This window comes from Methylobacterium sp. E-012, from assembly GCF_057836545.1.
Genome location: NZ_JBYQEY010000001.1, coordinates 690,123 through 713,168, shown reverse-complemented (window position 1 = coordinate 713,168; position 23,046 = coordinate 690,123). Strand labels below are relative to the sequence as shown.

General features: G+C 72.2%; 22 protein-coding genes. 9 read left to right on the top strand and 13 right to left on the bottom strand.

All coding sequences use genetic code 11. From position 1 onward, the window contains the following. Nucleotides 1-44: 44 nt before the first annotated feature. The 6 genes from AC3IF1_RS03305 to holA all read left to right on the top strand — a co-directional run bounded on the left by AC3IF1_RS03305 (nt 45) and on the right by holA (nt 6,309). A complete protein-coding gene (locus AC3IF1_RS03305) occupies nt 45-230 on the top strand; it encodes a hypothetical protein (RefSeq protein ID WP_489215830.1) in 186 nt (61 codons plus the stop codon). Between the two features lie 69 nt (nt 231-299). After that, nucleotides 300-1,145: an acid phosphatase gene (locus tag AC3IF1_RS03300; RefSeq protein WP_489215828.1), complete on the top strand. Its 846-nt coding sequence runs from the start codon at nt 300-302 to the stop codon at nt 1,143-1,145. Between the two features lie 131 nt (nt 1,146-1,276). Beyond that, the gene (locus tag AC3IF1_RS03295) at nt 1,277-3,517 is read left to right on the top strand and encodes a TonB-dependent siderophore receptor (protein WP_489215826.1); all 2,241 of its coding nucleotides are present in this window, start codon (nt 1,277-1,279) and stop codon (nt 3,515-3,517) included. Nucleotides 3,518-3,624: 107 nt separating this feature from the next. After that, nucleotides 3,625-4,578, top strand: a complete 954-nt coding sequence (locus AC3IF1_RS03290; RefSeq protein WP_489215824.1) for an AEC family transporter — start codon at nt 3,625-3,627, stop codon at nt 4,576-4,578. A gap of 134 nt (nt 4,579-4,712) precedes the next feature. Beyond that, nucleotides 4,713-5,258 carry an LPS assembly lipoprotein LptE gene (locus AC3IF1_RS03285; protein WP_243965251.1) on the top strand — a complete coding sequence of 182 codons (546 nt, stop codon included), beginning with the start codon at nt 4,713-4,715 and terminating at the stop codon, nt 5,256-5,258. Nucleotides 5,259-5,265: 7 nt separating this feature from the next. Then, complete coding sequence (holA, locus tag AC3IF1_RS03280; protein WP_489215822.1) at nt 5,266-6,309, top strand: DNA polymerase III subunit delta; 1,044 nt, start codon at nt 5,266-5,268, stop codon at nt 6,307-6,309. Between the two features lie 94 nt (nt 6,310-6,403). Here the strand turns inward: holA and AC3IF1_RS03275 are convergent, their stop codons facing one another. From AC3IF1_RS03275 to mnmG, 4 genes are all read right to left on the bottom strand, one after another. Then, nucleotides 6,404-7,297, bottom strand: a complete 894-nt coding sequence (locus tag AC3IF1_RS03275; protein WP_243965272.1) for a ParB/RepB/Spo0J family partition protein — start codon at nt 7,295-7,297, stop codon at nt 6,404-6,406. 90 nt (nt 7,298-7,387) lie between these two features. Then, on the bottom strand, nt 7,388-8,245 hold the full coding sequence (locus AC3IF1_RS03270; protein ID WP_243965247.1) for a ParA family protein: 858 nt from the start codon (nt 8,243-8,245) through the stop codon (nt 7,388-7,390). Next, nucleotides 8,242-8,877, bottom strand: coding sequence for a 16S rRNA (guanine(527)-N(7))-methyltransferase RsmG (rsmG, locus tag AC3IF1_RS03265; RefSeq protein ID WP_489215819.1), 636 nt, complete (start codon nt 8,875-8,877; stop codon nt 8,242-8,244). The genes AC3IF1_RS03270 and rsmG overlap by 4 nt, the downstream gene beginning before the upstream one ends. A 232-nt stretch (nt 8,878-9,109) precedes the next feature. After that, nucleotides 9,110-10,996 carry a tRNA uridine-5-carboxymethylaminomethyl(34) synthesis enzyme MnmG gene (gene mnmG / locus AC3IF1_RS03260; RefSeq protein ID WP_489215817.1) on the bottom strand — a complete coding sequence of 629 codons (1,887 nt, stop codon included), beginning with the start codon at nt 10,994-10,996 and terminating at the stop codon, nt 9,110-9,112. 373 nt (nt 10,997-11,369) lie between these two features. On the opposite strand from mnmG, the gene AC3IF1_RS03255 reads away from it, so the two are divergent. Next, nucleotides 11,370-11,519: a hypothetical protein gene (locus tag AC3IF1_RS03255; RefSeq protein WP_243965237.1), complete on the top strand. Its 150-nt coding sequence runs from the start codon at nt 11,370-11,372 to the stop codon at nt 11,517-11,519. Between the two features lie 15 nt (nt 11,520-11,534). On the opposite strand, the gene AC3IF1_RS03250 is transcribed toward AC3IF1_RS03255, so the two are convergent. Together AC3IF1_RS03250 and AC3IF1_RS03245 are read right to left on the bottom strand one after the other, a co-directional pair. Then, on the bottom strand, nt 11,535-11,756 hold the full coding sequence (locus tag AC3IF1_RS03250) for a heavy-metal-associated domain-containing protein (RefSeq protein WP_243965235.1): 222 nt from the start codon (nt 11,754-11,756) through the stop codon (nt 11,535-11,537). A 64-nt stretch (nt 11,757-11,820) separates the two neighbouring features. Further along, nucleotides 11,821-12,693 carry a MipA/OmpV family protein gene (locus AC3IF1_RS03245; protein WP_489215814.1) on the bottom strand — a complete coding sequence of 291 codons (873 nt, stop codon included), beginning with the start codon at nt 12,691-12,693 and terminating at the stop codon, nt 11,821-11,823. Between the two features lie 285 nt (nt 12,694-12,978). On the opposite strand from AC3IF1_RS03245, the gene AC3IF1_RS03240 reads away from it, so the two are divergent. After that, nucleotides 12,979-14,394, top strand: coding sequence for an EAL domain-containing protein (locus tag AC3IF1_RS03240; protein WP_489215812.1), 1,416 nt, complete (start codon nt 12,979-12,981; stop codon nt 14,392-14,394). Between the two features lie 24 nt (nt 14,395-14,418). Here the strand turns inward: AC3IF1_RS03240 and AC3IF1_RS03235 are convergent, their stop codons facing one another. The 5 genes from AC3IF1_RS03235 to bla form a co-directional block, all read right to left on the bottom strand. Continuing rightward, nucleotides 14,419-15,702: an OprO/OprP family phosphate-selective porin gene (locus tag AC3IF1_RS03235; RefSeq protein ID WP_489215810.1), complete on the bottom strand. Its 1,284-nt coding sequence runs from the start codon at nt 15,700-15,702 to the stop codon at nt 14,419-14,421. 253 nt (nt 15,703-15,955) lie between these two features. Then, nucleotides 15,956-16,804 carry a pantoate--beta-alanine ligase gene (gene panC, locus AC3IF1_RS03230; protein WP_313900819.1) on the bottom strand — a complete coding sequence of 283 codons (849 nt, stop codon included), beginning with the start codon at nt 16,802-16,804 and terminating at the stop codon, nt 15,956-15,958. A gap of 81 nt (nt 16,805-16,885) precedes the next feature. Continuing rightward, nucleotides 16,886-17,254, bottom strand: a complete 369-nt coding sequence (locus tag AC3IF1_RS03225; RefSeq protein WP_489215807.1) for a hypothetical protein — start codon at nt 17,252-17,254, stop codon at nt 16,886-16,888. Between the two features lie 292 nt (nt 17,255-17,546). After that, nucleotides 17,547-18,035: a YbaK/EbsC family protein gene (locus tag AC3IF1_RS03220; RefSeq protein WP_489215805.1), complete on the bottom strand. Its 489-nt coding sequence runs from the start codon at nt 18,033-18,035 to the stop codon at nt 17,547-17,549. Between the two features lie 21 nt (nt 18,036-18,056). Beyond that, a complete protein-coding gene (gene bla, locus AC3IF1_RS03215) occupies nt 18,057-18,935 on the bottom strand; it encodes a class A beta-lactamase (protein ID WP_489215803.1) in 879 nt (292 codons plus the stop codon). A gap of 141 nt (nt 18,936-19,076) precedes the next feature. On the opposite strand from bla, the gene mnmE reads away from it, so the two are divergent. After that, nucleotides 19,077-20,402 (top strand): tRNA uridine-5-carboxymethylaminomethyl(34) synthesis GTPase MnmE, encoded by a 1,326-nt coding sequence (gene mnmE, locus AC3IF1_RS03210; protein ID WP_489215801.1) that lies wholly within the window; start codon nt 19,077-19,079, stop codon nt 20,400-20,402. A gap of 162 nt (nt 20,403-20,564) precedes the next feature. On the opposite strand, the gene AC3IF1_RS03205 is transcribed toward mnmE, so the two are convergent. Both AC3IF1_RS03205 and AC3IF1_RS03200 read right to left on the bottom strand, forming a co-directional pair. Further along, the gene (locus AC3IF1_RS03205) at nt 20,565-21,044 is read right to left on the bottom strand and encodes a hypothetical protein (protein ID WP_489215799.1); all 480 of its coding nucleotides are present in this window, start codon (nt 21,042-21,044) and stop codon (nt 20,565-20,567) included. A gap of 149 nt (nt 21,045-21,193) precedes the next feature. Further along, a complete protein-coding gene (locus AC3IF1_RS03200) occupies nt 21,194-22,816 on the bottom strand; it encodes an ABC-F family ATP-binding cassette domain-containing protein (protein ID WP_243965224.1) in 1,623 nt (540 codons plus the stop codon). Between the last annotated feature and the right edge of the window lie 230 nt (nt 22,817-23,046).

Genomic DNA, 23,046 nt, shown 5'->3' with positions numbered 1-23,046 from the left:
ATCAGCGCACCGCCGCCGTAGGGGGCGAGTTCGACGAAACGCCCGTGCTCGGCGCGGTCGGCGCCGAGCGCATCGAGGGCCTCGCGGAGGCGGTCGCGGTCGAGCGGCTGAGCCATGCCCGGTTGGGCGGGACGCGGACACGCGGCGTTCGCGCGGTTGGGCCCCCGGTCAACGCCACCGCACAGGCAGGGCGCCCCCTGGACAGCGCGGAGGGCCTGTGCACGGACTGAACCGGCCGGCCGTGCCGTTCGTCTTTGGAGGCGGGGCCCGTCCCTCCGTTCGAAACCGCCACGGATCCGATGCTGCGCACCCTGTCCCTGTCGGCCCTCGCCGTCCTACTCGCCGCCGCGCCGGTGCGCGCCGAGGATCCGCCCCCCGCCGCGCCGTCCCTCGGGTCCGACACGCTCAAGCCCGGCAGGCCGGCGGTGAAGCCCTATCTGGCGGACACCGCGCTCCCCGACGCCGTCCGGATCCTGCCGCCGCCGCCGGCCCACAACGCCCCCCTCGACATGGCCGACCGGGCGGCCTTCGCCAACACCCGCGCCCTCAAGGGCAGCCCGCGCTGGGAGATCGCCGCCAACGACGTGGCCGAGGGGGCGGCCGCGGTGCTGGAGAACTTCGCCTGCGTGCTCGGCACCCGGATCGACCAGGCCCGGGTGCCGGCGGTGATCGCCCTGCTGGAGCGCGCCCGGCTCGACCTCGCCCACGCGACCCGGGGCCCGAAGGTCCATTACCGCCGGCTGCGCCCGTTCGTGGGCAACGAGGCGCCGATCTGCGTCCAGCGGACCCAGGCGCTCGCCGACAGCTTCAGCTACCCGTCCGGCCACGCGACCCAGGGCTGGGCCTACGCGCTGATCCTGGCGTCCCTGGTTCCCGAGAAGGCGACCGCGATCCTGGCGCGGGGCCGGGCCTATGGCGAGAGCCGGGTCGTGTGCGGGGTCCATTGGCTCAGCGACGTGGCGGCCGGGCGCCTCACCGGCACGACGGTCTTCGCCGCGCTGATGGGCGATCCGGGCTTCCGGGCCGATCTCGACAGGGCGCGGGCCGAGCTCCGGGGGGCCCTGTCGGGGGGCGGCTCAGCCCCCGACCAAGCCGTCTGCACCCGGGAGTCCGAGGCCCTGCGGGAGCCGCCGCTGGAGTTCTGAATCTCGAACAATTCCAGGTTTGAACACTTCTAAGTGTGTGATTTGCAACACGTTTTCGGCTTGATCAAGACCTCGTGAACGGACGATCCTGAGGTTGCGCGCCACCGTCGCGATGCATCCGAGGATTCGACATGTCCCCACGTTCCACCCCCCTCGGGCCGCTTCTCGCCGCCGCGGCCCTGTCTGCCGCCGCCGCGCCGCACGCCGCCGCGCAGGGCGCGCGCGTACAGCTCGACCAGATCTCCGTGGAGGCCGCCGGCCCCGGACCCGCGATCCCGGCCGGTTCCGGCCTGGGGGGCGCCAATGTCAGCGGCGGCGACGGCGGCACGTCGGCCACCAGCGGCGGCGGCGGCGGCCCCTCGGGGATCACCGGCTACGTCGCCCGCGTCAGCCCCACCGCCACCAAGACCAACACGGCGCTGATCGAGGCGCCGCAATCGATCTCCGTGGTCACCCGGGAGCAGCTCAACGACCGCAACGTCCAGAGCCTCAACGAGGCGCTGGCCTACACGCCGGGGGTGTCGAGTAACGTGTTCGGCTTCGACCCGCGCGCGGACTCGTTCTACATCCGCGGCTTCGCCGAGACCTACGACGGTATCTACCGCGATGGCCTGCGGCAGACGGGCGTCGGCTTCGCTGTCCCCCGTATTGAGCCCTACGGTGCCGAGGCACTCACCATCCTGCGCGGGCCGGCCTCCGGCCTCTACGGCCTGGGTTCCCCGGGCGGCATCGTCGACGTGACCAGCAAGCGTCCGGTGTTCGCCCAGTTCGGTGAGGTCTGGTTCCAGGGTGGCAGCTTCGACCGCTACCAGGGCAATTTCGACATCGGCGGCCCGGTCGAGGGATCGGACGGGACGATGGCCTACCGGCTCACCGGCGTCGCGCGCCAGTCCGACACGTTCCTGCCCGGACCCGGCGTCCGGGATGATCGGTTCACCATCGCCCCCGCCTTCACGTGGCGGCCCTCGGCGGACACGACCTTCACGCTGCTCACCGAATTCCAGGAGTCGAACGTCCCGGGCAATGCCAGCTTCTACAACTTCCCGGGCTTCCGCGTGTCACGGATCTATTCGGGCGACGGCGCGCTCAACACCTATCGGACAGATCAGCACCGGGTCGGCTACGCCTTCGAGCACGTGTTCTCGCCGGACCTGATCCTGCGGCAGAACTTCCGCTATTCGGCCGCCGACGCCAACTTCTCGTATACGCAGATCGACTCGGTGACGGGCCTCAGCGCGCAGCGGTCCACCGGCCTGTTCAAGCAGTCTCTCGCCTCCGTTGCGGTCGATACCCAGCTTGAGGGTCACCTCCAGACCGGACCGATCGCTCACACGCTGCTGACTGGCGTTGACTATTATCACTACGACTTCTCGAGCATCGCGGGTTTCGGCGTGGCGCCCGACCTCAACCTGCTCACCTTGAACTATGGCCGCCAACCGATCACCCGGCCGACCATCGACCGCTCGTCGCGTCAGGCTCAGGATCAGGTCGGCATCTATGTCCAGGAACAGGCGAAGTGGGGCAAATTCGTCCTGACGCTGACCGGACGGCAGGACTGGGTCGCCTCCGACACGGCGAGCGTGACCCGGGGCGTCGTCGCCGGGCCGCAGAGCCAGAACGACAGCGCCTTCACGTACCGCGCCGGCCTGAACTACGAGCTCGCGCCCGGCCTCGTACCCTACGCGAGCTACGCCACGACCTTTACCCCACAGGTCGGTGTCAATGTCGTCACTGGCCGTCCCTACAAGGCCGCCACCGGCGATCAGATCGAAGCCGGCGTGAAGTACCTGATCCCGGGTACCAACATCAGCGCCGCCATCGCGGGCTTCGATATCAACCAGACCAGCATCCTGCGCCAGGATCCCACGAACTTCGCCAACCAAGTGGCGACCGGTGAGGTCAACTCGCGCGGCTTCGAGATGGAGGCGACGGCGAACTTCGCGCCGGGGACCAACCTGACCGTCGCCTACACCCACCTCGACTTCCGCTTCGTCAAGCAGACCTCGGTCGTCACCGGTGCGCCGATCGACGGGAATCGCCTCTCGGGTATCCCGGGCGACACCTTCGCGTCGTTCCTGACCTACCTCTTCCCGTCCTCCTCCGCCCTGCGCGGATTGACGCTCGGCGGCGGCATCCGGTTCAACGCCAACAGCTTCGCCGACGACGAGAATACGGTGCGCAACCCGACTGTCACCCTCTTCGACGCGCTGGTGGCCTACGACTTCGCGGCGCTGGATCCGAAGTACAAAGGCGTCCGGGCGCAGATCAACGCGTTCAACATCTTCAACCGGGATTACGCCACCTGCCAGGCGGGCTTCTGCTACCGCGGCGCCCCGGCGACCGTGATCGGCAGCCTGATCTACCGCTGGTAGCGGGCCCCCGGGGTCGGGGGAGCATGGCAGGCCCCCGCCCCCGGCACTGGAGGTCGGCGCGCAATCCGTCCTAAGGCCGGGGCCTCCTCGTCCGACCCGGGCCGCCCATGCTCTCGACCCTCCCGGTCGTGCTGCCGATCTTCGCGCTGATCCTCGCGGGCTGGCTGGCCCGGCGGATCGGCGTGCTCGGCGCCGCCGCGACCACGGAACTCAACCGCTTCGTGGTCTTCCTGGCCCTGCCGGCCCTGCTGTTCGACGTCACCGCCCACGCCCATTGGAGTGCCCTCTGGAAGCCCGGCTTCATCGGCGCCTTCGGGTTGAGCAGCCTCGCGGTCTTCGCACTCACCGTCCTGCTCCGGTGCGGGGCCGGGCGCCCCCTGGCCGACGCCGCCGTGGACGGGCTCAATGCCGGCTACGCCAATACCGGCTTCATGGGCTTCCCCCTGGCGCTCGCCGCCTTCGGGCCGGAGGCGCTCGCCCCCACCACGGTGGCGGTGATCCTCACGGTCTGCGCGGTGTTCGCGGTGGCGATCGTGCTGATCGAGACCGGGCTCCGGCGGGGGGCGGCGGCGGGCGGGCCGGACGGTCCGCGCGTGCCCGTCTGGCTCGCGGTCGGCCGCTCGCTGGTGCGCAACCCGCTCCTGGTGGCGCCCGCCCTGGGGGCCCTGGTGCCGAGCCTCGGCCTCACCCTGCCGGCGCCCGTGGAGACGTTCCTCAAGCTCCTCGGGGGCGCGGCCTCGCCCTGCGCCCTGGTGGCGCTCGGCCTGTTCCTGGCGCAGACGCGTCGGCGCCGGGAGGCGCAGGGGCGGATCGCCGCGCTGCTGGTCGGGCTGAAGCTCGCCGCCCATCCCCTGCTCGCCTACGGGCTCGGCCGCTACGTGTTCGCCCTGCCGCCGCTCCTGCTCCACCTCGCCGTACTGATGGCCGCGCTGCCCACCGGCACCGGCCCGTTCATGCTGGCGGAGTTCTACCGGCGCGAGGCCGATCTCACCGCCACGGTGGTCCTGGTCTCCACCGTGCTGGCGGTGCTGACGGTCTCGGGCTACCTGGCGACACTCTGAGAAACCGGGCGACCATGCTCCCGCCGCAGAGACCCTGTTAACCGGAAATCGGAACACGCGGCCTCGCGCGTCGTGGCGCCGCACGCCATGTCCGCGCTAGAACAGGTCGGTGAAGCGGGGCGGAACGACGGCTGATGGTGGGTTCGGGCGTATCGGTTGTGGGGCGGATCGCACGCCTCGCCTGCGTGGGCGGTCTGGGCTTGAGCCTGTCGGCCTGTTTCCGCCCGCTCTACGGGCCGACCGCCTCCGGCGTGCCGGTCCAGGCGCTGCTGGCCTCCGTGCAGGTCGACGACGTGGCGATGGCCCAGGGCCAGGAGCGGCTCGGGCATTACCTGCGCAGCGAATTGGTCTTCGACCTCGACGGGTCGGGCCAGCCGGCGACCAAGACCTACCGGCTGAAGCTCTCGGGCTCCGAGATCGTGCAGACCCCGATCGTGTCCTCGACCACGGGCCGGGCCGAGGCGGGCACGCTGGTGGCCAACATCAAGTACAGCCTGGAGGACATGGCGGGCACCAAGGTCTACAGCGAGGGGGTCGCCACCTCGACCGCGACCTACGACCGCTCGGTCCAGCGCTTCGCCAGCCAGCGGGCGGCCCGGGACGCCGAGATCCGGCTCGCCAGCGTGCTCTCTGACCAGATCAAGGGCCGCCTCGCCGCCGTCCTCTCGACCAAGCCGTGAGCCGGCCTTGACGGCCGTCAAGGCGGGCGAGATCGAGGGGCTGATCCGGCGCGGGCCCGATCCGCGCATCCCGGTGATCCTGGTCTACGGTCCCGATACCGGCCTCGTGACCGAGCGGGCCCGCAAGCTCGCCGAGGATTTCGTCCCCGACCCGGCCGATCCCTTCGCCCTGGTGCGGATCGATGGCGACGCCCTGGCGTCCGATCCGGGCCGCCTCTGCGACGAAGCCGGGACGATGGGCCTGTTCGGCGGGCGCCGGTCGATCTGGGTCCGGCCCGGGACGCGCAACTACGCGCCGGCCGTCGAGGCGGTGCTCGGCGCCGCGATCGCCGATGCGCGCATCGTCGTGGAGGGCGGCGACCTCGCCAAGAACAATCCGCTGCGCACCCTGTGCGAGCGCTCGACCCGGGCGCTGGCGATCCCCTGCTACGCGGACGACGAGCGGACGCTCGCCGAGCTGATCGACCGCACCCTCCAGGAGCGGGGCCTGCGGATCGACCGCGCCGCCCGGGAGGTCCTGGCCCGCAGCCTCGGCGGCGACCGCCGGGCGAGCCTGATGGAGATCGAGAAGCTCGCCCTCTACGCGGCCGGGGCGGGGCAGGGGGACACGGTCGTGACGCTGGATCACGTGGAGGCCATCACCAGCGATGTGGCCGCGAGCGTGCTCAACACCTTGATCGACGCCGCCTTCGACGGCCGCCGCGACGTGGTGGAGCGGGATTACCGGCGCTTCCGGCACGAGGGGCTGGACCCGGGCGTGGTGCTCGGATCGGCCCTGCGGCACGCCCTGACCCTGCTGACGACCCGCCTGGACAATCCCGAGAAGACGCCGGCCCTGATGGTGGCGACGTGGCGGGGCTTGCATTTCAAGCGCAGGGCGAGCCTGGAGGGGCAGCTCGGCACCTGGGGGCCCGGCACCCTGCGTCAGGCCGTGGCGGCCCTCCAGGAGGCGATCCTCGCCTGCCGGCGGGCCGAGCCGGACCTGGCCCACGCGCTGGCCTCCGCGGCTCTGCTGCGGGTCGCGGAGGCGGGGGCGCGCCGGCGGCGGTAAGAGGTCCGGATCCGCGCGTCTCCCTCCCCCCTCTGCGGGGGAGGGAGAGACTCGGAACGGGCTTCCTACTTTCCTTTGGGAACCCCGACTTCGCTCAGCCGTCCGACACCTTGAACCGGTTGAGCAGACCCTGCAGCTCGTCCGGGGTCTCGTAGCGGATCCGGATCTCGCCGGAGGCCTCGTCCTTGGGCCGGTAGGACACCTCGACGCCCAGGGCGCGGCGGATCCGCAATTCCAGGTCGCGGACCGGCGCGGCGCGCTCGGCCGAGAGGCGCGGGCGGCCGGGGCGGGGGGTGTCGGCGGGCTCGGCCTCGGCCGACGCGATCGCCTCCACCTGCCGCACCGACAGGCCCTCGACCACCACCCGGCGGGCCAGGGCCTCCGGATCCTTCACCGGCAGCAGCGCCCGGGCGTGGCCGGCGGTGAGTTCGCCCGCCGACAGCCGGTCCTGCACGGAGGGCGGCAGGTTGAGCAGGCGCAGGGTGTTGGCGAGATGGCTACGGCTCTTGCCTAGGATCTCGGCTAGGTCCTTCTGGGTGTAGGCGAAATCCTGCATCAGGCGCTCGTAGCCCGTCGCCTCCTCGATCGGGTTGAGGTCGCTGCGCTGGACATTCTCCAGGATGGCGAATTCCAGGGAGGCCCGGTCGTCGATCTCGACCACCACCACCGGCACCTCGTCGAGCCCGGCCCGCTGGGCCGCCCGCCAGCGGCGCTCGCCGGCGACGATCTCGAACGTCCCCGGCACGTCGCCGATCGGGCGGACCACGATCGGCTGGATCAGGCCGCGCTGGGTGATCGAGGTCGCCAGTTCCGCCAGTTCCACCTCGCCAAAGCTGCGCCGCGGGTTGCGCGGGTTCGGCCGCAGGAACTCGATGGCGACCTTGCGCTGTCCCTCGACCTTGGCCGGAGCCGGCCCGGCATCGCCGAAATCGCCGATCAGCGCGGCGAGACCGCGCCCCAGCCGGGGTCTTGCCCCCTCCTCCGCCATGCTTGCCACCCGTGTCACGCTCCACACTCACCCCCCGCTCCGGGGGGCTCACCGGGGACCGCCGAACCGCGTTCGGCGCCCCATTCAGGCTCAGGCCGCCGCCGGCACCCGGCCCTCGCGCTGGATCACCTCGGAGGCCAGGCGCAGATAGGCCTGGCTGCCGGCGCATTTCAGGTCGTACAGCAGGGCCGGCTTGCCGTGCGAGGGCGCCTCGGAGATCCGGACGTTGCGCGGAATCACCGTCTCGTAGACCTTGTCGCCCATGAAGCCGCGGACATCCGCCACCACCTGGGCGGAGAGGTTGTTGCGCGGATCGTACATGGTCAGCACGATCCCCTGGATCGTCAGCTTCGGGTTGAGCGCCCCGCGGACCTGCTCGACGGTGCGCAGGAGCTGGCTCAAGCCCTCCAGGGCGAAGAACTCGCATTGCAGCGGCACCAGCACCGCGTCGGCTGCCGCCAGGGCGTTGATGGTCAGCAGGTTGAGCGAGGGCGGGCAGTCGATCAGCACGTAGCTGATCCGGCTCAGGCTCGGGGCCTGGGTCAGGCTCTTGAGCATGCTGCGCAGCCGGTGCGCCCGGTCGGGCAGGGTGGCCAGCTCCAGCTCCAGCCCGAGGAGATCCATGGTCGAGGGCGCGATCGACAGCCGCGGCACCGCCGTGGGGATCACCGCCTGGGCGAGGGACGCCTCCCCGGCCATGACCTCGTAGGTGGAGACCCGCCGGTTCGCCCGGTCGATCCCCAGCCCCGTGGAGGCGTTGCCCTGCGGATCGAGATCGATGACCAGAACGTCCTCGCCGATCGCCGCGAGCGCGGTGCCGAGGTTGATCGCCGTCGTAGTCTTGCCGACGCCGCCCTTCTGGTTGGCGAGCGCCAGCACGCGCAGGGGACGACGCACGGACGAGTCCAGGGACCGGTCGGCAGGCTCGCCGAGGAGGGCTTCGCTCATCGATGACTCGGGGCGGCGAGGGCGGTGACGCGCACGATTCGGGCTTCGGAATCGGTCCGGCTCGGCACGAGGTCGTTAACGACTCTCCACTGCGCGGCCGCCTGGGTCAATTCGGCTTGCGCGTCCCTGCCCTTCGGAAACAAGCCGGTGGTGCCCGTTTTCAACAGCGGCTCGGTCCAGGCGAGGAGCTGGGCGAGGGGCGCCAGGGCCCGGGCGCAGACGATCTCGGTCCCCGCATAGTCGCCGATCACCGCCTCGATCCGGGCGTTGCGCACCCGGACCGGGGCGCCGGTGAGCCGGGCGGTCTCGGTGAGGAAGGCGCATTTGCGCGCGTTGCTCTCCACCAGATCGACCCGGATGCCCCGCTCCGCCCCGGCGATGGCGAGGATCAGCCCCGGGATCCCGGCCCCGGAACCCAGATCAAGCCAGGTCCGGGCGTCCGGCGCCAGATCGAGGAGCTGGAGGGCGTCGTCGACGTGCCGGCTCCAGACCTCCGCCAGGGTGGCCGGGCCGACGAGGTTCTTGATCGGTTGCCAGCGCCGGAGCTGGGCCACGTAGAGGTCGAGGCGCTCGGCTGTTTCACGTGAAACATTCGCGGCCGCGAGGACACGCGCGCGGTCGGGGTCGGTCATGGGTGGGTTGAGACCTTGGCCATGCCGACTATCGTCCCGGGCGATCCCATCCTCGACCTCATCCTGAGGTGCGGCGAAGCCGCCTCGAAGGAGGGCTCCAGGGATCGCAGTGGTTTCTGGAGGGCTCCTTCGAGGCCTCCGCTCCGCTCCGGCACCTGAGGATAAGGTAGAGGGTGGGATGACGCGGACCTAGTTCCGGGGTCGGCGGGTATCCCCGCCCTGCTCAACCGCATCACCGGCCCACCGTGGCAACGCGCTCGCCCCGCCTTGCATGCGCAGCCAGCAGCGTCAGCGCGGCGGGCGTCACGCCCTCGATCCGCGCCGCCTGCCCCAGGGTGCCGGGACGCACGGTCTCCAGCTTCGTGCGCATCTCGTTCGACAGGCCGCTGATCGCCGCGTAGTCCAGGCCCGCCGGCAGGCGCACGGCCTCGTCCCGGCGGAAGGTCGCGATGTCGGCGTTCTGCCGGTCGAGATAGACCGCGTAGGTCGCGTCGGTCTTGAGCCGGTCGGCGATGCGCGGCGCCACGGATGCGAGATCCGGCCAGATCGCCGCGAGGTCCCGCCATTCGATCTCCGGATAGGCGAGCAGCTGGAACGCCGTCCGGCGGATGCCGTCGCGGTTCAGGCTGATCCCGTGCCCGGCCGCCTGGCTCGGCGTCAGGGTCAGGGCGTCCAGCCGGGCGCGGGCCCCGGCGAGCGCCCCGTGGGACGCGGCGAAATGGGCCGCGCGGGCCGAGCCGACACAGCCCAGATCAATCCCGCGCGGGGTCAGCCGGGCATCGGCGTTGTCGACCCGCAGGGACAGCCGGTACTCCGAGCGCGAGGTGAACATCCGGTAGGGCTCGCTGACCCCGTGAGTCACGAGGTCGTCGATCATGACGCCGAGATAGGATTCGGCCCGGTCGAAGGTCGCGACGTCGAGGCCGCCGGCGTGGCGCGCGGCGTTCAGGCCCGCCACCAGCCCCTGCCCCGCCGCCTCCTCGTAGCCGGTGGTGCCGTTGATCTGCCCGGCCAGGAACAGGCCGGGCCGGCGCTTCACCTGCAGGCCCGTGTCGAGTTCCCGGGGGTCGACGTAATCGTACTCGATGGCGTAGCCCGGCCGCAGGATCTCGACCCGTTCCAGGCCCGGGATCAGCCGGACGAGGTCGTGCTGCACCGCCTCGGGCAGGGCCGTGGAGATGCCGTTCGGGTAGATGGTGGGATCCTCGAGTCCTTCCGGTTCCAAGAAGATCTGGTGGCCCTCCCGGTCGCCGAAGCGCACCACCTTGTCCTCGATCGACGGGCAATAGCGCGGCCCCCGGCTGGCGATGCCGCCGGAATACATCGGCGAGCGGTGCAGGTTAGCGCGGATCAGGTCGTGGACCGCCCGGGTGGTCCGGGTGATGCCGCAGCGGATCTGTGGATTGGTGATCGCCTCGGTGAGCGTCGAGAACGGCACCGGCTCGGCATCGGCCTCCTGCATCTCCAGCCCGGCCCAGTCGATGGTCCGGCCGTCGAGGCGCGGCGGCGTCCCGGTCTTCAGGCGCCCGAGGCGCAGGTCGAGGCGGTCGAGGGTCCGGGCCAGCCCGAGGGCGGGCGCCTCGCCGACCCGGCCGGCCGGGATCTGGCGCTCGCCGATATGGATCAGGCCGCGCAGGAAGGTGCCGGTGGTCAGCACCACCGCGCCGCAGGCGAGGCTGCGCCCATCCGCCAGGACGAGGCCCCGGATGTGTCCCTCCGCATCCAGGGCGAGATCCTCGCAGGCGCCCGCCACCACGGTCAGGCCCGCGGTCCCGGCGACGGCGGCCTGCATGGCAGCGGCGTAGAGCTTCCGGTCCGCCTGGGTCCGGGGCCCGCGCACGGCCGGGCCCTTCCGGCGGTTGAGCAGGCGGAACTGGATGCCGGCGGCGTCCGCGACCCGGCCCATCAGCCCGTCCAGGGCATCGACCTCGCGCACCAGGTGGCCCTTGCCGAGCCCCCCGATGGCGGGGTTGCACGACATCGCCCCGATCGTCGCCGGATCGTGCGTGACCAGCACGGTGCGGGCGCCGCAGCGCGCCGCGGCGGCGGCGGCCTCGACGCCGGCATGGCCGCCACCGACGACCGCGACGTCGAACCGGTCGGGGGAGGGAATGGGCATCGGGTGACGAACAGCCTCGGGCAGGGGGTGCCGCGCCGAGCCGGCGGGCGGGGTAGGGCAGGGTGCGGGCCGGTCTAGCGCATCGCCCCGGAAACCGGAACCGGGCCGATGCGCGGGCGCCACGGCATCCCCGGGCGCCCCGCCTCGCCGGCGAAGACAGTCTTTTCCGCGATCGAGACCTGCGGCCGGGTCATGCGCCGCCGCTATACTGTCCTCGGGCGGGTGAGGACTTGCGGGACCGCGCTTGCCAGCCGGTTCGCCCCGTGCAAATCTTGCGCTGTCCCCGATTCCTGCGCGGACGCCGGTGTTCGGCAGGCACCCGGGAGACCTCGCTTCGCGGCGTCGCAGGGCGGCGCGCGATGGGGAGACCACGATGTCGTCGCTCGCCATCGGCCTGGGCGCCACCTGTTGCGCGGCCGGCGCCGCCGCCCATTTCCTCGACACCACCCGGCGCCAGGAGGGCCTGTTCGGCCTCGCGGGTTTCGGCCTGCTGCTGACCGGGATGTACCTGACCCGCGCCTAGGGCCGGGCGCCCGTATCAGCCGGTCATGGCCGTGGCCGTGTAGCCCGCCCTGGTCAGGGCCTCGGCGACGACGAGCGCCTGCGCGTCCGTGCGGATCGCCACGCGCCCCGCATCCCGATCCACCTGAATCTCGGCCCCGGGATCGAGGCGCTTCACCGTGCGGGTCACCGCGGCGGCACAGCCGTCGCAGGTCATGCCCTCGACCCGCATCAGCAGATCGGCGCGCGTCGTATCCATTCGAGCCTCCGTGAACCGTGTGGCCGGAATGTCGGGGCCCGGTGCGACCCGCGCAAGTCGCGGCTCAGAACAGGGCCGGCATCCGGAACGCGTAGTCGATCCGCAGGCCGAACTGATACTGGTTCGGATCGCCGAACGGCCGGCGCACCAGCGGGCTGTTGCCGGAGGCGCCGAGGATCCGGTTGTAGCCGGCATAGGCCGTGTAGGCCCAGGTCTCGCTCTGCGTGTAGGTCACGGCGCCGAGCACGCCCGCCGAATAGAAGCTGCGCGGGTCGTAGGCGGTGACACGCCCGTTCAGCGTCGCCTCGACCGGGGAGACGCCGAAATACTTCCGGGCGTAGCTGCCGTCGCCGATGTTGAACCGCGGCCCCAGGGAGAACAGGAACTTCTCCGTCGGGATCAGGTAATCGGCCGCCAGGGAGCTCACCGTGCCGTGATGCCCGTAGACGCCCTGCCGGACCTCCACGCGGGTGCGGATGAAGGAGACCGGGTAGAACTCCACGAACACCCCGGGCTCGACCGCGAAGCGCGCGTCGCGGAAGCCGAACAGGTGGCGCCGGTCGTCGCTGTAGTAGCGCCCCGGCACGAAGCGCGCGGTCGGTCCGATCCGGAACATCTCGTTGTCGTAGAGGGCCAGGCTGAAGCCGTCATCCGGCGTCGAGAAGCGGCGCGGCTCGCCGACCTTGCGGATGTCGATCGAGGGATAGCCCACCGCCGTGTAGTCGCTGGCCCCGGGATAGCGCGGGATCGCCTGGATCGAGGCGCCCAGCGTGACGATCCAGGTGGTGGGATCGACCATCGCGAAGGTCGGGGTCTGGCGGGGAAGATCAGGGGTGAGATCCGCCGCCCGGGATGCGGTCGTGCCGCCGACGGCGAGGAGCGCACCTGCGGCGAGAACGGCGCGGAGACGGAGATTACGCGGGGGTACGGGCGTCATGGCCCCGCTTTATGGCGCCTTTTGCTTGCCGGCGCATTTGCAAGACGCGCAACCCGCCCCGGACCAGCGCGCAAACGGGCGGGCCGTGACGATTCAGCAACGTTTCGGGCGGCGGCGGCGTCACACTCCGCGGAATTCACACGGGTCGGGCCGCCATCGCCTTTCCTCAGCCTTGCCGCGCCGGTCGCACCGGGCCAATGATCCGAGGATTCGGATCGCGCCCGGCGGGGCTTCGCCCGGGACCTCCCCGGCGACCGGTGCGTGACCCCGGCAGGTGTTCAGACGATGGTCCCGGTCCTCGGCCGGTACGCGGGGCTGTTGACGGTCGCCCTCCTCGGGCTCGTCGTGTTCGGGCCGCTCGCCGTGTTCCTGCCGCTCTGGAGCGCCCTGACCCTCGGCGCCGTGGCGGCCGGGGTGTCCGGCCTCGCCCTCACGCGCATCGCCACCCTGAAGGCACGCTGCGAGAAGCTGTCGGGCGAGGTCGATCTCCTGTCCCGGCGCCTGCTCAAGGTCGAGACCACCGCCGTGCCCGCGCCGCCGCTTTCCGAGCCGGGCGAGACGGCGGCGCTCCGGGCCCAGTTCGAGGAGCTGAGCGTCGAGCTCGGCCTCCTCAGCGGTATCGTGCGCGACCTCACCGGGGTGGTGAGCACGCAGGATGCCGAGATCGCGGGCCTGAAAGCCCGGCCGGCGCCGCCCCCCCCGGCGGTACCGGTCGCAGCGGCGCTGGAGCCGGTTCCGCCGCGGGTGGCGGCGACGCCCCCGCCCGTCCCCGGGCCGCCGGCGGCCGCGCCGATCCCGGCGCGCCCGATCCCCCCGGTCCCAAGTCAGCCCCGGCCGATCCCCCCCACGCCGCCCAGATGGGACCCGGAGAGCGAGGCCGCGATCCTCCGGGCGTTCGAGGGGGAGGGGCTGGAGATCCACCTGCAGCCGGTCGTCAGCCTGCCCCAGCGCAAGGTCGTGGCCTACGAGGCGCTGGCCCGGTTGCGGATCGGTGACCCCGGCGCTCCGGCGGTGGAGCCCGAGGCGTTCCTCCCGGTGCTGGAGCGGTACGGCCGCACCACCGAACTCGACCGCCGCATGCTCCAGCGGGCCGCCCTCGTGGTCCGCCACCTCGCCCGCCGGGGCAGCGACACCATGCTCACCTACGGCCTCTCGCCGCTGTCGCTGTTCGAGCCCGGCCTGCTGCGCGAGCTGGCCCGCACGGCCGCGGACGATCCGGCGCTGGCCGGGCTGGTGATCGCCCTGCCCCAGGCGAGCTGGCGGAGCCTCGACGCCGGCCAGCGCGGCCTTCTGGCGCCGCTGCGCGGCCGGATCGGGTTCAGCCTCGACCGCCCGGACGATCTGCGCTTCGACCCGGCGGACTGCGCCGCCCTCGGCATCGGCCAGGTCAAGGTCCCGGTCGAGATGCTGCTGCGGCCGGACGCCGCCGGGGGCAGCCTCTCGGATATCGCCGTAGAGGACACGGCACCGGCCCTGGCGCGGGCCGGGATCCGCCTCGTCGCCACCGGCGTCTCGGACGAGGCGGACGTCCCCGACCTGATCGACCTCGACGTGCCCTTCGCCCAGGGCGGGGCCTTCGCGACGCCGCGCCCCGTGCGGGCCGAGGTCCTGGCCGCCCTGCCGCCCGACACGCCCGCGCCCCCCACCGAGCCGGCCCCCGAGCGGCGCCCGTTCCGCTCCGTCCTGCGCCGGGCCGTCTGACCGCCCGGGGCGGCCGGCCTCCGTTCACCAGTAGATCTGCAGGCGCCCCACGACGGTGTCGACCGAGAACGGCGCCGTGCCGAAGGCCGCGGCCTGGGACTCGCCCGGCCGGACCCGTCCGTGGACGTAGTTCGCGATGAGGCGGAGATTCGGCTCCGGGTACCAGCTCAGGCCGAGGGTCGCGTCCTGCTCGGTGCCGCCGCGGAAGCCCCGGGCGTTCAGGTCGATGGCACTGTAGCGGGCGGCCAGCTCGAACACGCCGGCGCCCCCCCGGGAGACGCGCTGCCCCTCCGCCACCTGCACCCCCTTGAAGGTCGCGTAGGTGGTGCCGCCCTGGGGCGTCAGCGCGTAGGCGCGGCCCTCCCCGTTCAGCACCCAGGCGGCCTCCACGTAGCCGCCCTGGAAGCCGAGGCCGGCGGCGGGCACGCCGGGCCCGCCGAACGGCTGGAGCTCGGTGCGGAGATATTCCGCCTGGAGCAGGAACGGGCCGGTCCGGTAGGCGAATTCGGCCCCGATCCGGGTGACACTCGCCGCGTCGGGGAGATCGCCGGTATCGACCAAGGGCCGCGCGAACAGGGCCGTGCCCGCCGGGCTGGAGAAGCTGAACGGGCCGTCGTCCCGGGACCGGCGGCGATAGATCGCCGCGAGCCCCAGATGCAGGGTCTCGCGCTCCTCCAGGATCGGCGCCAGGGTGGCGCGGGCCGCCACCGCAACGCCGTCCCCCGCGATGCCGTTGCTGGCGGCGTTGCCGAACACCCCGGCCACGGCGGTCCAGTCCTGCCCGTGCCGCCCGATCGCGGCGCCGAACCGGCGCTCCGGCACGAGGGCGTTGGCCACCGAGCGCTCGACGAACAGGGTGTTGTTGTTGCTCTGCAGCCATTCCAGGCTGAACGGCACCTTCATGTTGCCGAGCGTCACGATCGTGTCCGGCACCCCCTTCCAGGCGACGAAGGCGTCGTTGATCGGCAGCATGGGATCGCTGAAATCGTACTGGAAGGCGATCACCCAGTCCCGGCCGATCGTCAGCGTCGGCTCGATCCAGGCGCGGCGCACCGCGACGGTGTCGGGAAACGCGCGGGACAGGTCGAGCCCGCCGGCCGAGGCCCCGCCGGCATCGATGTGGAGCCGCCCCCCGATCTGCAGGGTCACGTCGGGTTCGGGAAAGGTCAGGCTCAGACCCTTGGCGTCGTAGCGCAGGCGCTCCCCGTAGGGCCCGGCCATGCCCTCGAACCCGTCATCCCCGGCGCTGGCCGGGGCCGACAGGGCGAGGGAGGCGGCGAGGAGGGCCGGGGCACGGGTTCTGATCACCGGGGCAGCAGAGAGCAGGTTCGCGCCGAGACGCCAGCATCCTGGATCAGCCGAGCCCGAAAATCCCGGGGGCGTGATCCGGCCGCCACGGCTTTGGATCATGCGGGTTTCGGAAGGTCCGGGACCGTTCGCGGGGCAGGGCGCCCCCTGCGAGATCCCCGGGGCTCCGCCCCGGGACCCCGCCAGAGGGATGATCCCTCTGGGATCCACCCGATGGCGTCGCCGTGCGATCCTGCGCGGCAACGGGCGCGCTTCAGACCGGGAGATTGTCGATGAGCCGGGTCCGGCCCAGATAGGCGGCGGCGAGGACCCGGGCGGGGCCCTCGACCCGCTCGACCGGCGCCAGGGTCCGGGCATCGCAGACGGTGAGGTACTGAACCCGGAAGCCCGCCGCCTCCAGGGCGGCCCGCCCGGCGGCGATCCGCCCGGCGACGCCGGTGCCGTTGCGCGAGGCGAGGGCGATATCGGCCAGCACCGCGTGGAGTTTTGGCGCGGCGGCGCGCTCCTCCGGCGTCAGGTAGCGGTTGCGCGACGACAGGGCGAGGCCGTCAGGGTCGCGCAGGGTCGGAACGCCGCGGATCTCCACCGGGAGGTCGAGGTCGGCCACCGCCTGCTGGATCACCCGGAGCTGCTGGAAATCCTTCTCGCCGAACAGCGCGACGTCCGGCCGAACCTGGTTGAGCAGCTTGGTCACCACGGTGGCGACCCCGGCGAAGTGGCCGGGCCGGAACGGGCCGCACAGCCCCTCGGACAGCCCCGCCACCTCGATCCGCGTGGCGAAGCCCGGCGGGTACATGGTCTCGACATCGGGCGTCCAGGCGGCATCGGCCCCGGCCTCGGCCAGCAGGGCCAGGTCGGCCTCCAGATCCCGCGGGTACCGGGCGAAATCCTCGTTGGGTCCGAACTGGGTCGGATTCACGAAGATGCTCGCCACGACGCGCCGGCCGATCCGCCGGGCCTCCGCCAGCAGGGCGAGATGCCCGGCATGCAGGGCCCCCATGGTCGGGACCAGGACGACGCGCTCGCCCGCCGCGCGCCACCCGGCCACGCACCGGTGCAGGGCAGCGCGATCGCTGAAGCGCTGAGGGACCGAATCGGACACGGGACGGGCTCCGGAGGGGCGGGACCGTCCGTCTAGAACATGGGGCGGGGGAGGGGAATCCGGGTCCCGGGGGATGGCGGCTCAGGGACAATAGGGCAGCAGGGAGCGCCCGTTGGGATCGTCCACCCCCAGGGGCGGCGTGAACCCGTAATAGCTCGGATGCGACAGGCCGTATTCGGAGCCGACATAGCTGGGATCGTCCGGCGCGTTGGTGGGCACGGGCACCCGCCTCGGCGTGCATCCCGCCGGCACCGGGCGGGTCCGGATGGCGTAGACCGGGGGGCGGTCGACGCCGTCGCTGCGCGGGAAGAAGCGCAGGCGGGCACTGACCTCCGGTCCGTAGGGGCCGGGGACGGGGCCGCGTACGGCGAGGTCGGCGGCCGCGCCGGGGCCGGCGAGCAGCAGGGCGAACCCGAGCGCCATCGTCCCCCTGCGCCCGATCATCCGCATGCCGTTCCCATTTCCGTCGCAGGCCAGCACCGTGGCGAAGCAAGGTAAACGGGGGCTTACCTGGCGGCTTGAGCCACATCCGATCGCGTCCCCGGCGGAACGGCGCTGTGGGGCGGCCTTTTCGGATGATCCCATCCCATTCCCTCATCCTGAGGTGACCGCGTCAGCGGACCTCGAAGGAGAGCTCCAGGAATCGCGCGGCTGGCTGGAGGGCTCCTTCGAGGCGGCTCCCGCCGCACCTCAGGATGAGGGGGTTGGATGGGAAGTCCGTTCGACATGATGCTTTCGGCCCTCAGGTCAGCGGCACGACCAGCGCCTTCAGCACGGCGACGAGATCCCCCTCGATCAGGCGGATCTGCAGGCCCCGTCCGCCGCCGTTGACGTGGATCTCGGCCCCCGGATCGCCGAGGGAGCCGGCGTCGATCGCGGTCGGAACGGGGCGCTTCTGGCCCAGCGGGCTGATGCCGCCGACATGGTAGCCGGTCAGCCGCTCGGCGTCGGCGGGCTTGAGCATCGCGGCGGCCTTGCCCGAGAAGGCGGCCGCGACCCGCTTCATCGAGACCTCCCGGTCGGAGGCGACCAGCAGGCAGACCGTGCGCCCATCGACCGCCGCCATCAGGGTCTTCAGCACGCGGCCGGGCGGCACGCCCAGCGCCTCCGCGGCCTGGAGGCCGATGCGCGGGGCATCGGGATCGTAATCGTAGGCGTGAAGGCTGTAGCGCAGGCCGGCCTGGTCGAGGGCGTGGGTCGCCCGGGTGGTCTTCGGGGCTGATTTGGCCATGGCGTCGTCGGGGAATCGGCCTCAGGCGGTGACCCGCGCGGCGATGAGGCGGCCGATCTCGGCATGGGCCGATTCGATCGCCGCCGCGGGCATCGGGGAGCCGGTGATGTACACGGCCGCGATCACCGGCGCACGCCCCGGCGGCCGCAGGATCGCCACGTCGTTGACTGTGCCGTTGACGCCGGTTCCGGTCTTGTCGCCGACGGTCCAGTCCTGGGGCAGGCCCGCCCGGAGCCGCTTCAACCCGGTCTGGCCCCCGACCATCCAGCCCTCCAGCCGTTCGCGGGACGGCGGTGTCAGGACCGAGCCGAGCAGGATCCGGCCGAGGGTCGCGTGCATCGCCGCAGGGGTTATGGTGTCGCGCGGGTCGCCGGGGCGGGCGCTGTTCAGGTCCGGTTCGTTGCGATCGAGCCGGGTGGTGGGATCGCCGATGCGCCGCAGCCATGCGGTCAGGCCTTCGGGACCGCCGAGGCGCGCGAGCAGCAGGTTGGCCGCTGTGTTGTCGCTCCATTCGACCGCTGCGGCGCAGAGGTCGTTCATGGAGAGCCGCCCGGTGCCGCGGCTCGCCTCCAGGGCCTTCCGGGTCACCGGGGCGTAGCTCAAGAGGTCGCCCGCGCCGTACGACACCATCGCGGCGAGGGTCTCGGTGCCGGCCTCGACCCGCGCCAGCACCGCCGCGACGGCCAGAACCTTGAAGGTGCTGCACATCGGGAAGCGCTCATCCGCCCGGTGGCGCAGCAGGATCCGATCCGCCGATCCGGCCGCGACGCCGATCCGGCCGCCGACGCGGTGCTCGATTGTCCCGATCTCCGGTTCGGCCCCGGCCAGCGCGCTCCGCCTCGGCAGGATCAACGGGGCGGCGAGCAGGCTGCGGCAGAGCGTGCGGCGCGTCGGGTGCATCCTGGCCTCCATCGGCTTTCGACGGTTCTGCGTCCAACGGGATCGGCCCGGCCTCGGGATGGGGTATAGGGGGCCGGCCTGTTTCACGTGAAACACCCGCCCGCGACCTGAAAAAGGCAGAGCTTGCGCGACGCTGCAGCCATGACCGAAACCGAAACCCTGTTCGCCCCCGCCACCGGCTTCGGCCGGGCGGCCGTCGCGGTGATCCGCATCAGCGGACCGGCCGCGCGGGATGTCGTGACGACCCTGTGCGGCGGCCTGCCGTCCCCCCGCCGGCTGTCCCTGCGGACGCTCCGGGATCCGGTCGACGGGACCGAGCTCGACCGGGCGCTCGTCGCCTGGTTCCCCGGGCTGGACACCTATAGCGGCGAGGACATGGCCGAGCTGCACCTGCATGGCGGCGTGGCAGTCCGGATGGGCGTGCTCGCCGCCCTCGCCCGGATGCCGGGGTGCCGGGCGGCCGGTCCGGGCGCCTTCACCCGCCGGGCGGTGCTCAACGGCCGGATGGACCTGGCCGAGGCCGAGGCGGTGGCCGACCTGATCGACGCCGAGACCGAGGGCCAGCGCCGCCAAGCCCTGCGCCAGCTCGACGGCACTTTGAGCCGCCAGGTCGCGGCGTGGCGGGCCGAGGCGATCGACTGCCTCGCCGCCGCCGAGGCCGCCCTCGACTTCGCCGATGAGGGCGATGTCGACGAGGCCGGGCTCGACGCGGCCCTGTTCGACCGGGCGGCGGCCCTGCACCGGGACATCGCCACGGCACTCCACGACGGCCGCCGGGGCGAGCGCCTGCGCGAGGGGTTCGTCGTGGTCCTGGCCGGCGCGCCCAATGCCGGCAAGTCCACCTTGCTTAACGCCCTGAGCCGCCGGGAGGTCGCTATCGTGTCGGACGTGCCCGGCACCACCCGGGACGCCCTCGAAGTGCGGCTCGATCTCGGCGGCCTGCCGGTCCTCCTGGTGGATACCGCGGGCCTGCGCGCCACCGCCGAACCGGTCGAGGCCGAGGGGATCCTGCGCAGCCGTGCGCGGATCGCGGCGGCGGATCTCGTCCTGGCCCTGGTGCCCCCGGATGGGACCGGGCCGGATCTCGGCGAGTCCGGGATCCGGACCCTGACCGTGCTCACGAAGGCCGATCTGTTTGCCGGCTCCTTATCGAGAGTCCCCCCCGGCGCGCTGGCGGTCTCCGCCCGGACCGGGGCCGGCCTGGACGCGCTCGTCGACGCGATCCAGGGCGCAGCGGAAGCCGGCCTCGGCGTCGGCGACGCCCTGATCACCCGGGCGCGCCATCGGGCCGCGCTGGAGGCCTGCCTGGCTCATCTCGACCGGCTGCTCGCGGGGGTCGGGGTCCTGCCGGAACTCGCCGCGGAGGATCTCCGGCTGGCCGTCCGGTCCCTGGGCGAAGTCGGCGGCCATGTCGGCGTCGAGGACGTGCTCGACAGGCTGTTCGCCGGGTTCTGCATCGGCAAATAGTTTCGTTAGCCGGCGCATTGATGAGACGAAGACGGGCATCGGCGACACGGGTGAGGCAGGCTTCCGTGGCGCAGAGGGCACCGTCACGCGCGATCCTGCACACCCCCACCCCTGGTCCCCGCAGAGGGAAGACGCCCTCGACCGAGCGCCACGAACCCTGCCTTAGGTCGGGATCCGCAAGACCCGCGGCCGCCAGATCCCCAGCGCGACGTTGGCGGCGGAGACGGCGAGCAGGACCCAGAGCGTCCCGCGCTCCCCGGGCAGCGAGACCGCCAGCACGGCGGGATCGACCAGGCCGGCGAGCGCCCGGGCGCTCTGTTCGGCCTCCCGCCGCATCGGCCCCTGCACGTAGACCAGCCCGCCCTCGAACATCAGCACGCCGGTGGCGAGCTTGATCCAGGCCCAGCCGGCGCCCACGAAGGCGCGGTTGAGCGCCATGGCCAGCAGGCCGGACATCAGGCACAGGGCGAGGGACGGCAGGAACACCCAGGTGGCGACGGCCCCCATGGCGCCCCGCACGGCCGCGTAGCCGGGCAGGGCCGCCGGTGCCGGGGCGACGCCGAGCATGGCCACCAGGGCCGCCATCGCCCCCAGCACGCCCGCCGCGCCCATCGTGTGGAGGAATTTCAGCAGGCGTCGCACGACGTCTCACGCAGGGCCGTTTCGGCGCAGCCTAGCGCGGGCCCATGCCCGGCGATAGCGGCATGCCCGCCGCAGGGCGTCCGGTCGGGGGACGCCGCGCGCGCCCGGCGCAGCGACAGCGATGCGGATCCAGCCGGGACCGGGAATCCTCAGCTGCGCAGGCCCGGCGCCTCCTGGCCGGTGCGGGCCACGTACTCGGTGTAGCCGCCGCCGTACTGGTGGATGCCCTCCGGGGTCACCTCCAGCACCCGGTTCGACAGGGCCGCGAGGAAATGCCGATCGTGGGAGACGAACAGCATCGTGCCCTCGTAGGCGCCCAGCGCCGCGATCAGCATCTCCTTGGTGCCCATGTCGAGGTGGTTGGTCGGCTCGTCGAGCACCAGGAAATTCGGCGGGTCGTAGAGCATCAGGGCCATGACCAGCCGGGCCTTCTCGCCGCCCGAGAGCACCCGGCAGCGCTTCTCGACGTCGTCGCCCGAGAAGCCGAAGCAGCCGGCCAGCGCCCGCAGCGAGCCCTGGCCCGCCTGCGGGAACGCCTCCTCCAGGGTCTGGAACACCGTGCGGTCGCCGTCGAGCAGGTCCATGGCGTGCTGGGCGAAGTAGCCGAGCTTGACGCTGCCGCCGACCGTGACCGAGCCGTCATCCGGCGCGGTGGTGCCGGTGACGAGCTTCAGGAGCGTCGACTTGCCGGCGCCGTTGATGCCCATCACGCACCAGCGCTCCCGGCGGCGCACCGAGAAGTCGAGGCCTTCGTAGATCGTGCGGCTGCCGTAGCGCTTGTGCACGCCCTTCAGCATCACGACGTCGTCGCCGGAGCGCGGCGCCGGCTGGAACTCGAAGGCCACGGATTGCCGCCGCCGGGGCGGCTCGACGCGCTCGATCTTGTCGAGCTTCTTCACCCGGCTCTGGACCTGGGCGGCGTGGGAGGCCCGGGCCTTGAACCGCTCGATGAAGGCGATCTCCTTGGCGAGCATCGCCTGCTGGCGATCGAACTGCGCCTGGGCTTGCGCCTCGTTGAGCTTCCGCTGGCCCTCGTAGAAGGCGTAGTCGCCCGAGAAGGTGGTGAGCGCGCCGCCGTCGATCTCGATCACCTTGGTGACGATCCGGTTCATGAACTCGCGGTCGTGCGAGGTCATCAGCAGGGCGCCGTCATAGGCCTTCAGGAACGATTCGAGCCAGATCAGGCTCTCGAGATCCAGGTGGTTGGACGGCTCGTCCAGCAGCATCACGTCCGGGCGCATCAGCAGGATGCGGGCCAGCGCCACGCGCATCTTCCAGCCCCCCGAGAGGGCGCCGACATCGCCCTCCATCATCGCCTGGCTGAAGCTGAGGCCGTCGAGCACCTCCCGGGCCCGGCCCTCCAGGGCGTAGCCGTCGAGCTCCTCGAACCGGGCCTGGACCTCGCCGTAGCGCTCGATCAGCGCCTCCATCTCGTCGGCCCGGTCCGGGTCGGCCAGCGCCGCGCCGAGTTCGGCGAGTTCCGCCGCCACCGCGCTCACCGGCCCGGCACCGTCCATCACCTCGGTGACGACGCTGCGGCCGGCCATCTCGCCGACATCCTGGCTGAAATACCCGATGGTGATGCCCCGGTCGGCGGAGACCTGGCCCTCGTCGGGCTGCTCCTGGCCGATTATCATCCGGAACAGGGTGGTCTTGCCGGCCCCGTTGGGACCCACGAGCCCGATCTTCTCGCCCCGCTGGAGGGCGGCCGAGGCCTCGATGAAGACGAGCTGCCGCCCGTTCTGCTTGGTGATCTTGTCCAGGCGTATCATGAAGGCCGTATCCGGGGGAGGTCGCTCCGGGCCGCTTACGGCATGGACCGAGACGGCGCAAAGACGAAGCCGGGGTCGGACGGCCGGATGCCTCACGCAAGCGTGGTCGGCTCTCGGGAGCCAAGTCCAGGCTGCGCCGTTGTGCCCCGCGCTACGCCTTTGGTTGGGCATCATCTTTTTCTAAATGAAGGCGCATACCTTTCGGGCCGATGCCCTTGGGACGAGGACCA

Excerpts from the sequence above, each read along its gene's own strand:
- AC3IF1_RS03300 (WP_489215828.1), top strand. The coding sequence starts at position 300 with ATGCTGCGCACCCTGTCCCTGTCGGCCCTCGCCGTCCTACTCGCCGCC.
- AC3IF1_RS03295 (WP_489215826.1), top strand. The coding sequence starts at position 1,277 with ATGTCCCCACGTTCCACCCCCCTCGGGCCGCTTCTCGCCGCCGCGGCC.
- AC3IF1_RS03290 (WP_489215824.1), top strand. The coding sequence starts at position 3,625 with ATGCTCTCGACCCTCCCGGTCGTGCTGCCGATCTTCGCGCTGATCCTC.
- AC3IF1_RS03285 (WP_243965251.1), top strand. The coding sequence starts at position 4,713 with ATGGTGGGTTCGGGCGTATCGGTTGTGGGGCGGATCGCACGCCTCGCC.
- AC3IF1_RS03275 (WP_243965272.1), bottom strand. The coding sequence starts at position 7,297 with ATGGCGGAGGAGGGGGCAAGACCCCGGCTGGGGCGCGGTCTCGCCGCG.
- AC3IF1_RS03270 (WP_243965247.1), bottom strand. The coding sequence starts at position 8,245 with ATGAGCGAAGCCCTCCTCGGCGAGCCTGCCGACCGGTCCCTGGACTCG.
- rsmG (WP_489215819.1), bottom strand. The coding sequence starts at position 8,877 with ATGACCGACCCCGACCGCGCGCGTGTCCTCGCGGCCGCGAATGTTTCA.
- mnmG (WP_489215817.1), bottom strand. The coding sequence starts at position 10,996 with ATGCCCATTCCCTCCCCCGACCGGTTCGACGTCGCGGTCGTCGGTGGC.
- AC3IF1_RS03255 (WP_243965237.1), top strand. The coding sequence starts at position 11,370 with ATGTCGTCGCTCGCCATCGGCCTGGGCGCCACCTGTTGCGCGGCCGGC.
- AC3IF1_RS03250 (WP_243965235.1), bottom strand. The coding sequence starts at position 11,756 with ATGGATACGACGCGCGCCGATCTGCTGATGCGGGTCGAGGGCATGACC.
- AC3IF1_RS03245 (WP_489215814.1), bottom strand. The coding sequence starts at position 12,693 with ATGACGCCCGTACCCCCGCGTAATCTCCGTCTCCGCGCCGTTCTCGCC.
- AC3IF1_RS03240 (WP_489215812.1), top strand. The coding sequence starts at position 12,979 with ATGGTCCCGGTCCTCGGCCGGTACGCGGGGCTGTTGACGGTCGCCCTC.
- AC3IF1_RS03225 (WP_489215807.1), bottom strand. The coding sequence starts at position 17,254 with ATGCGGATGATCGGGCGCAGGGGGACGATGGCGCTCGGGTTCGCCCTG.
- AC3IF1_RS03220 (WP_489215805.1), bottom strand. The coding sequence starts at position 18,035 with ATGGCCAAATCAGCCCCGAAGACCACCCGGGCGACCCACGCCCTCGAC.
- bla (WP_489215803.1), bottom strand. The coding sequence starts at position 18,935 with ATGCACCCGACGCGCCGCACGCTCTGCCGCAGCCTGCTCGCCGCCCCG.
- mnmE (WP_489215801.1), top strand. The coding sequence starts at position 19,077 with ATGACCGAAACCGAAACCCTGTTCGCCCCCGCCACCGGCTTCGGCCGG.
- AC3IF1_RS03200 (WP_243965224.1), bottom strand. The coding sequence starts at position 22,816 with ATGATACGCCTGGACAAGATCACCAAGCAGAACGGGCGGCAGCTCGTC.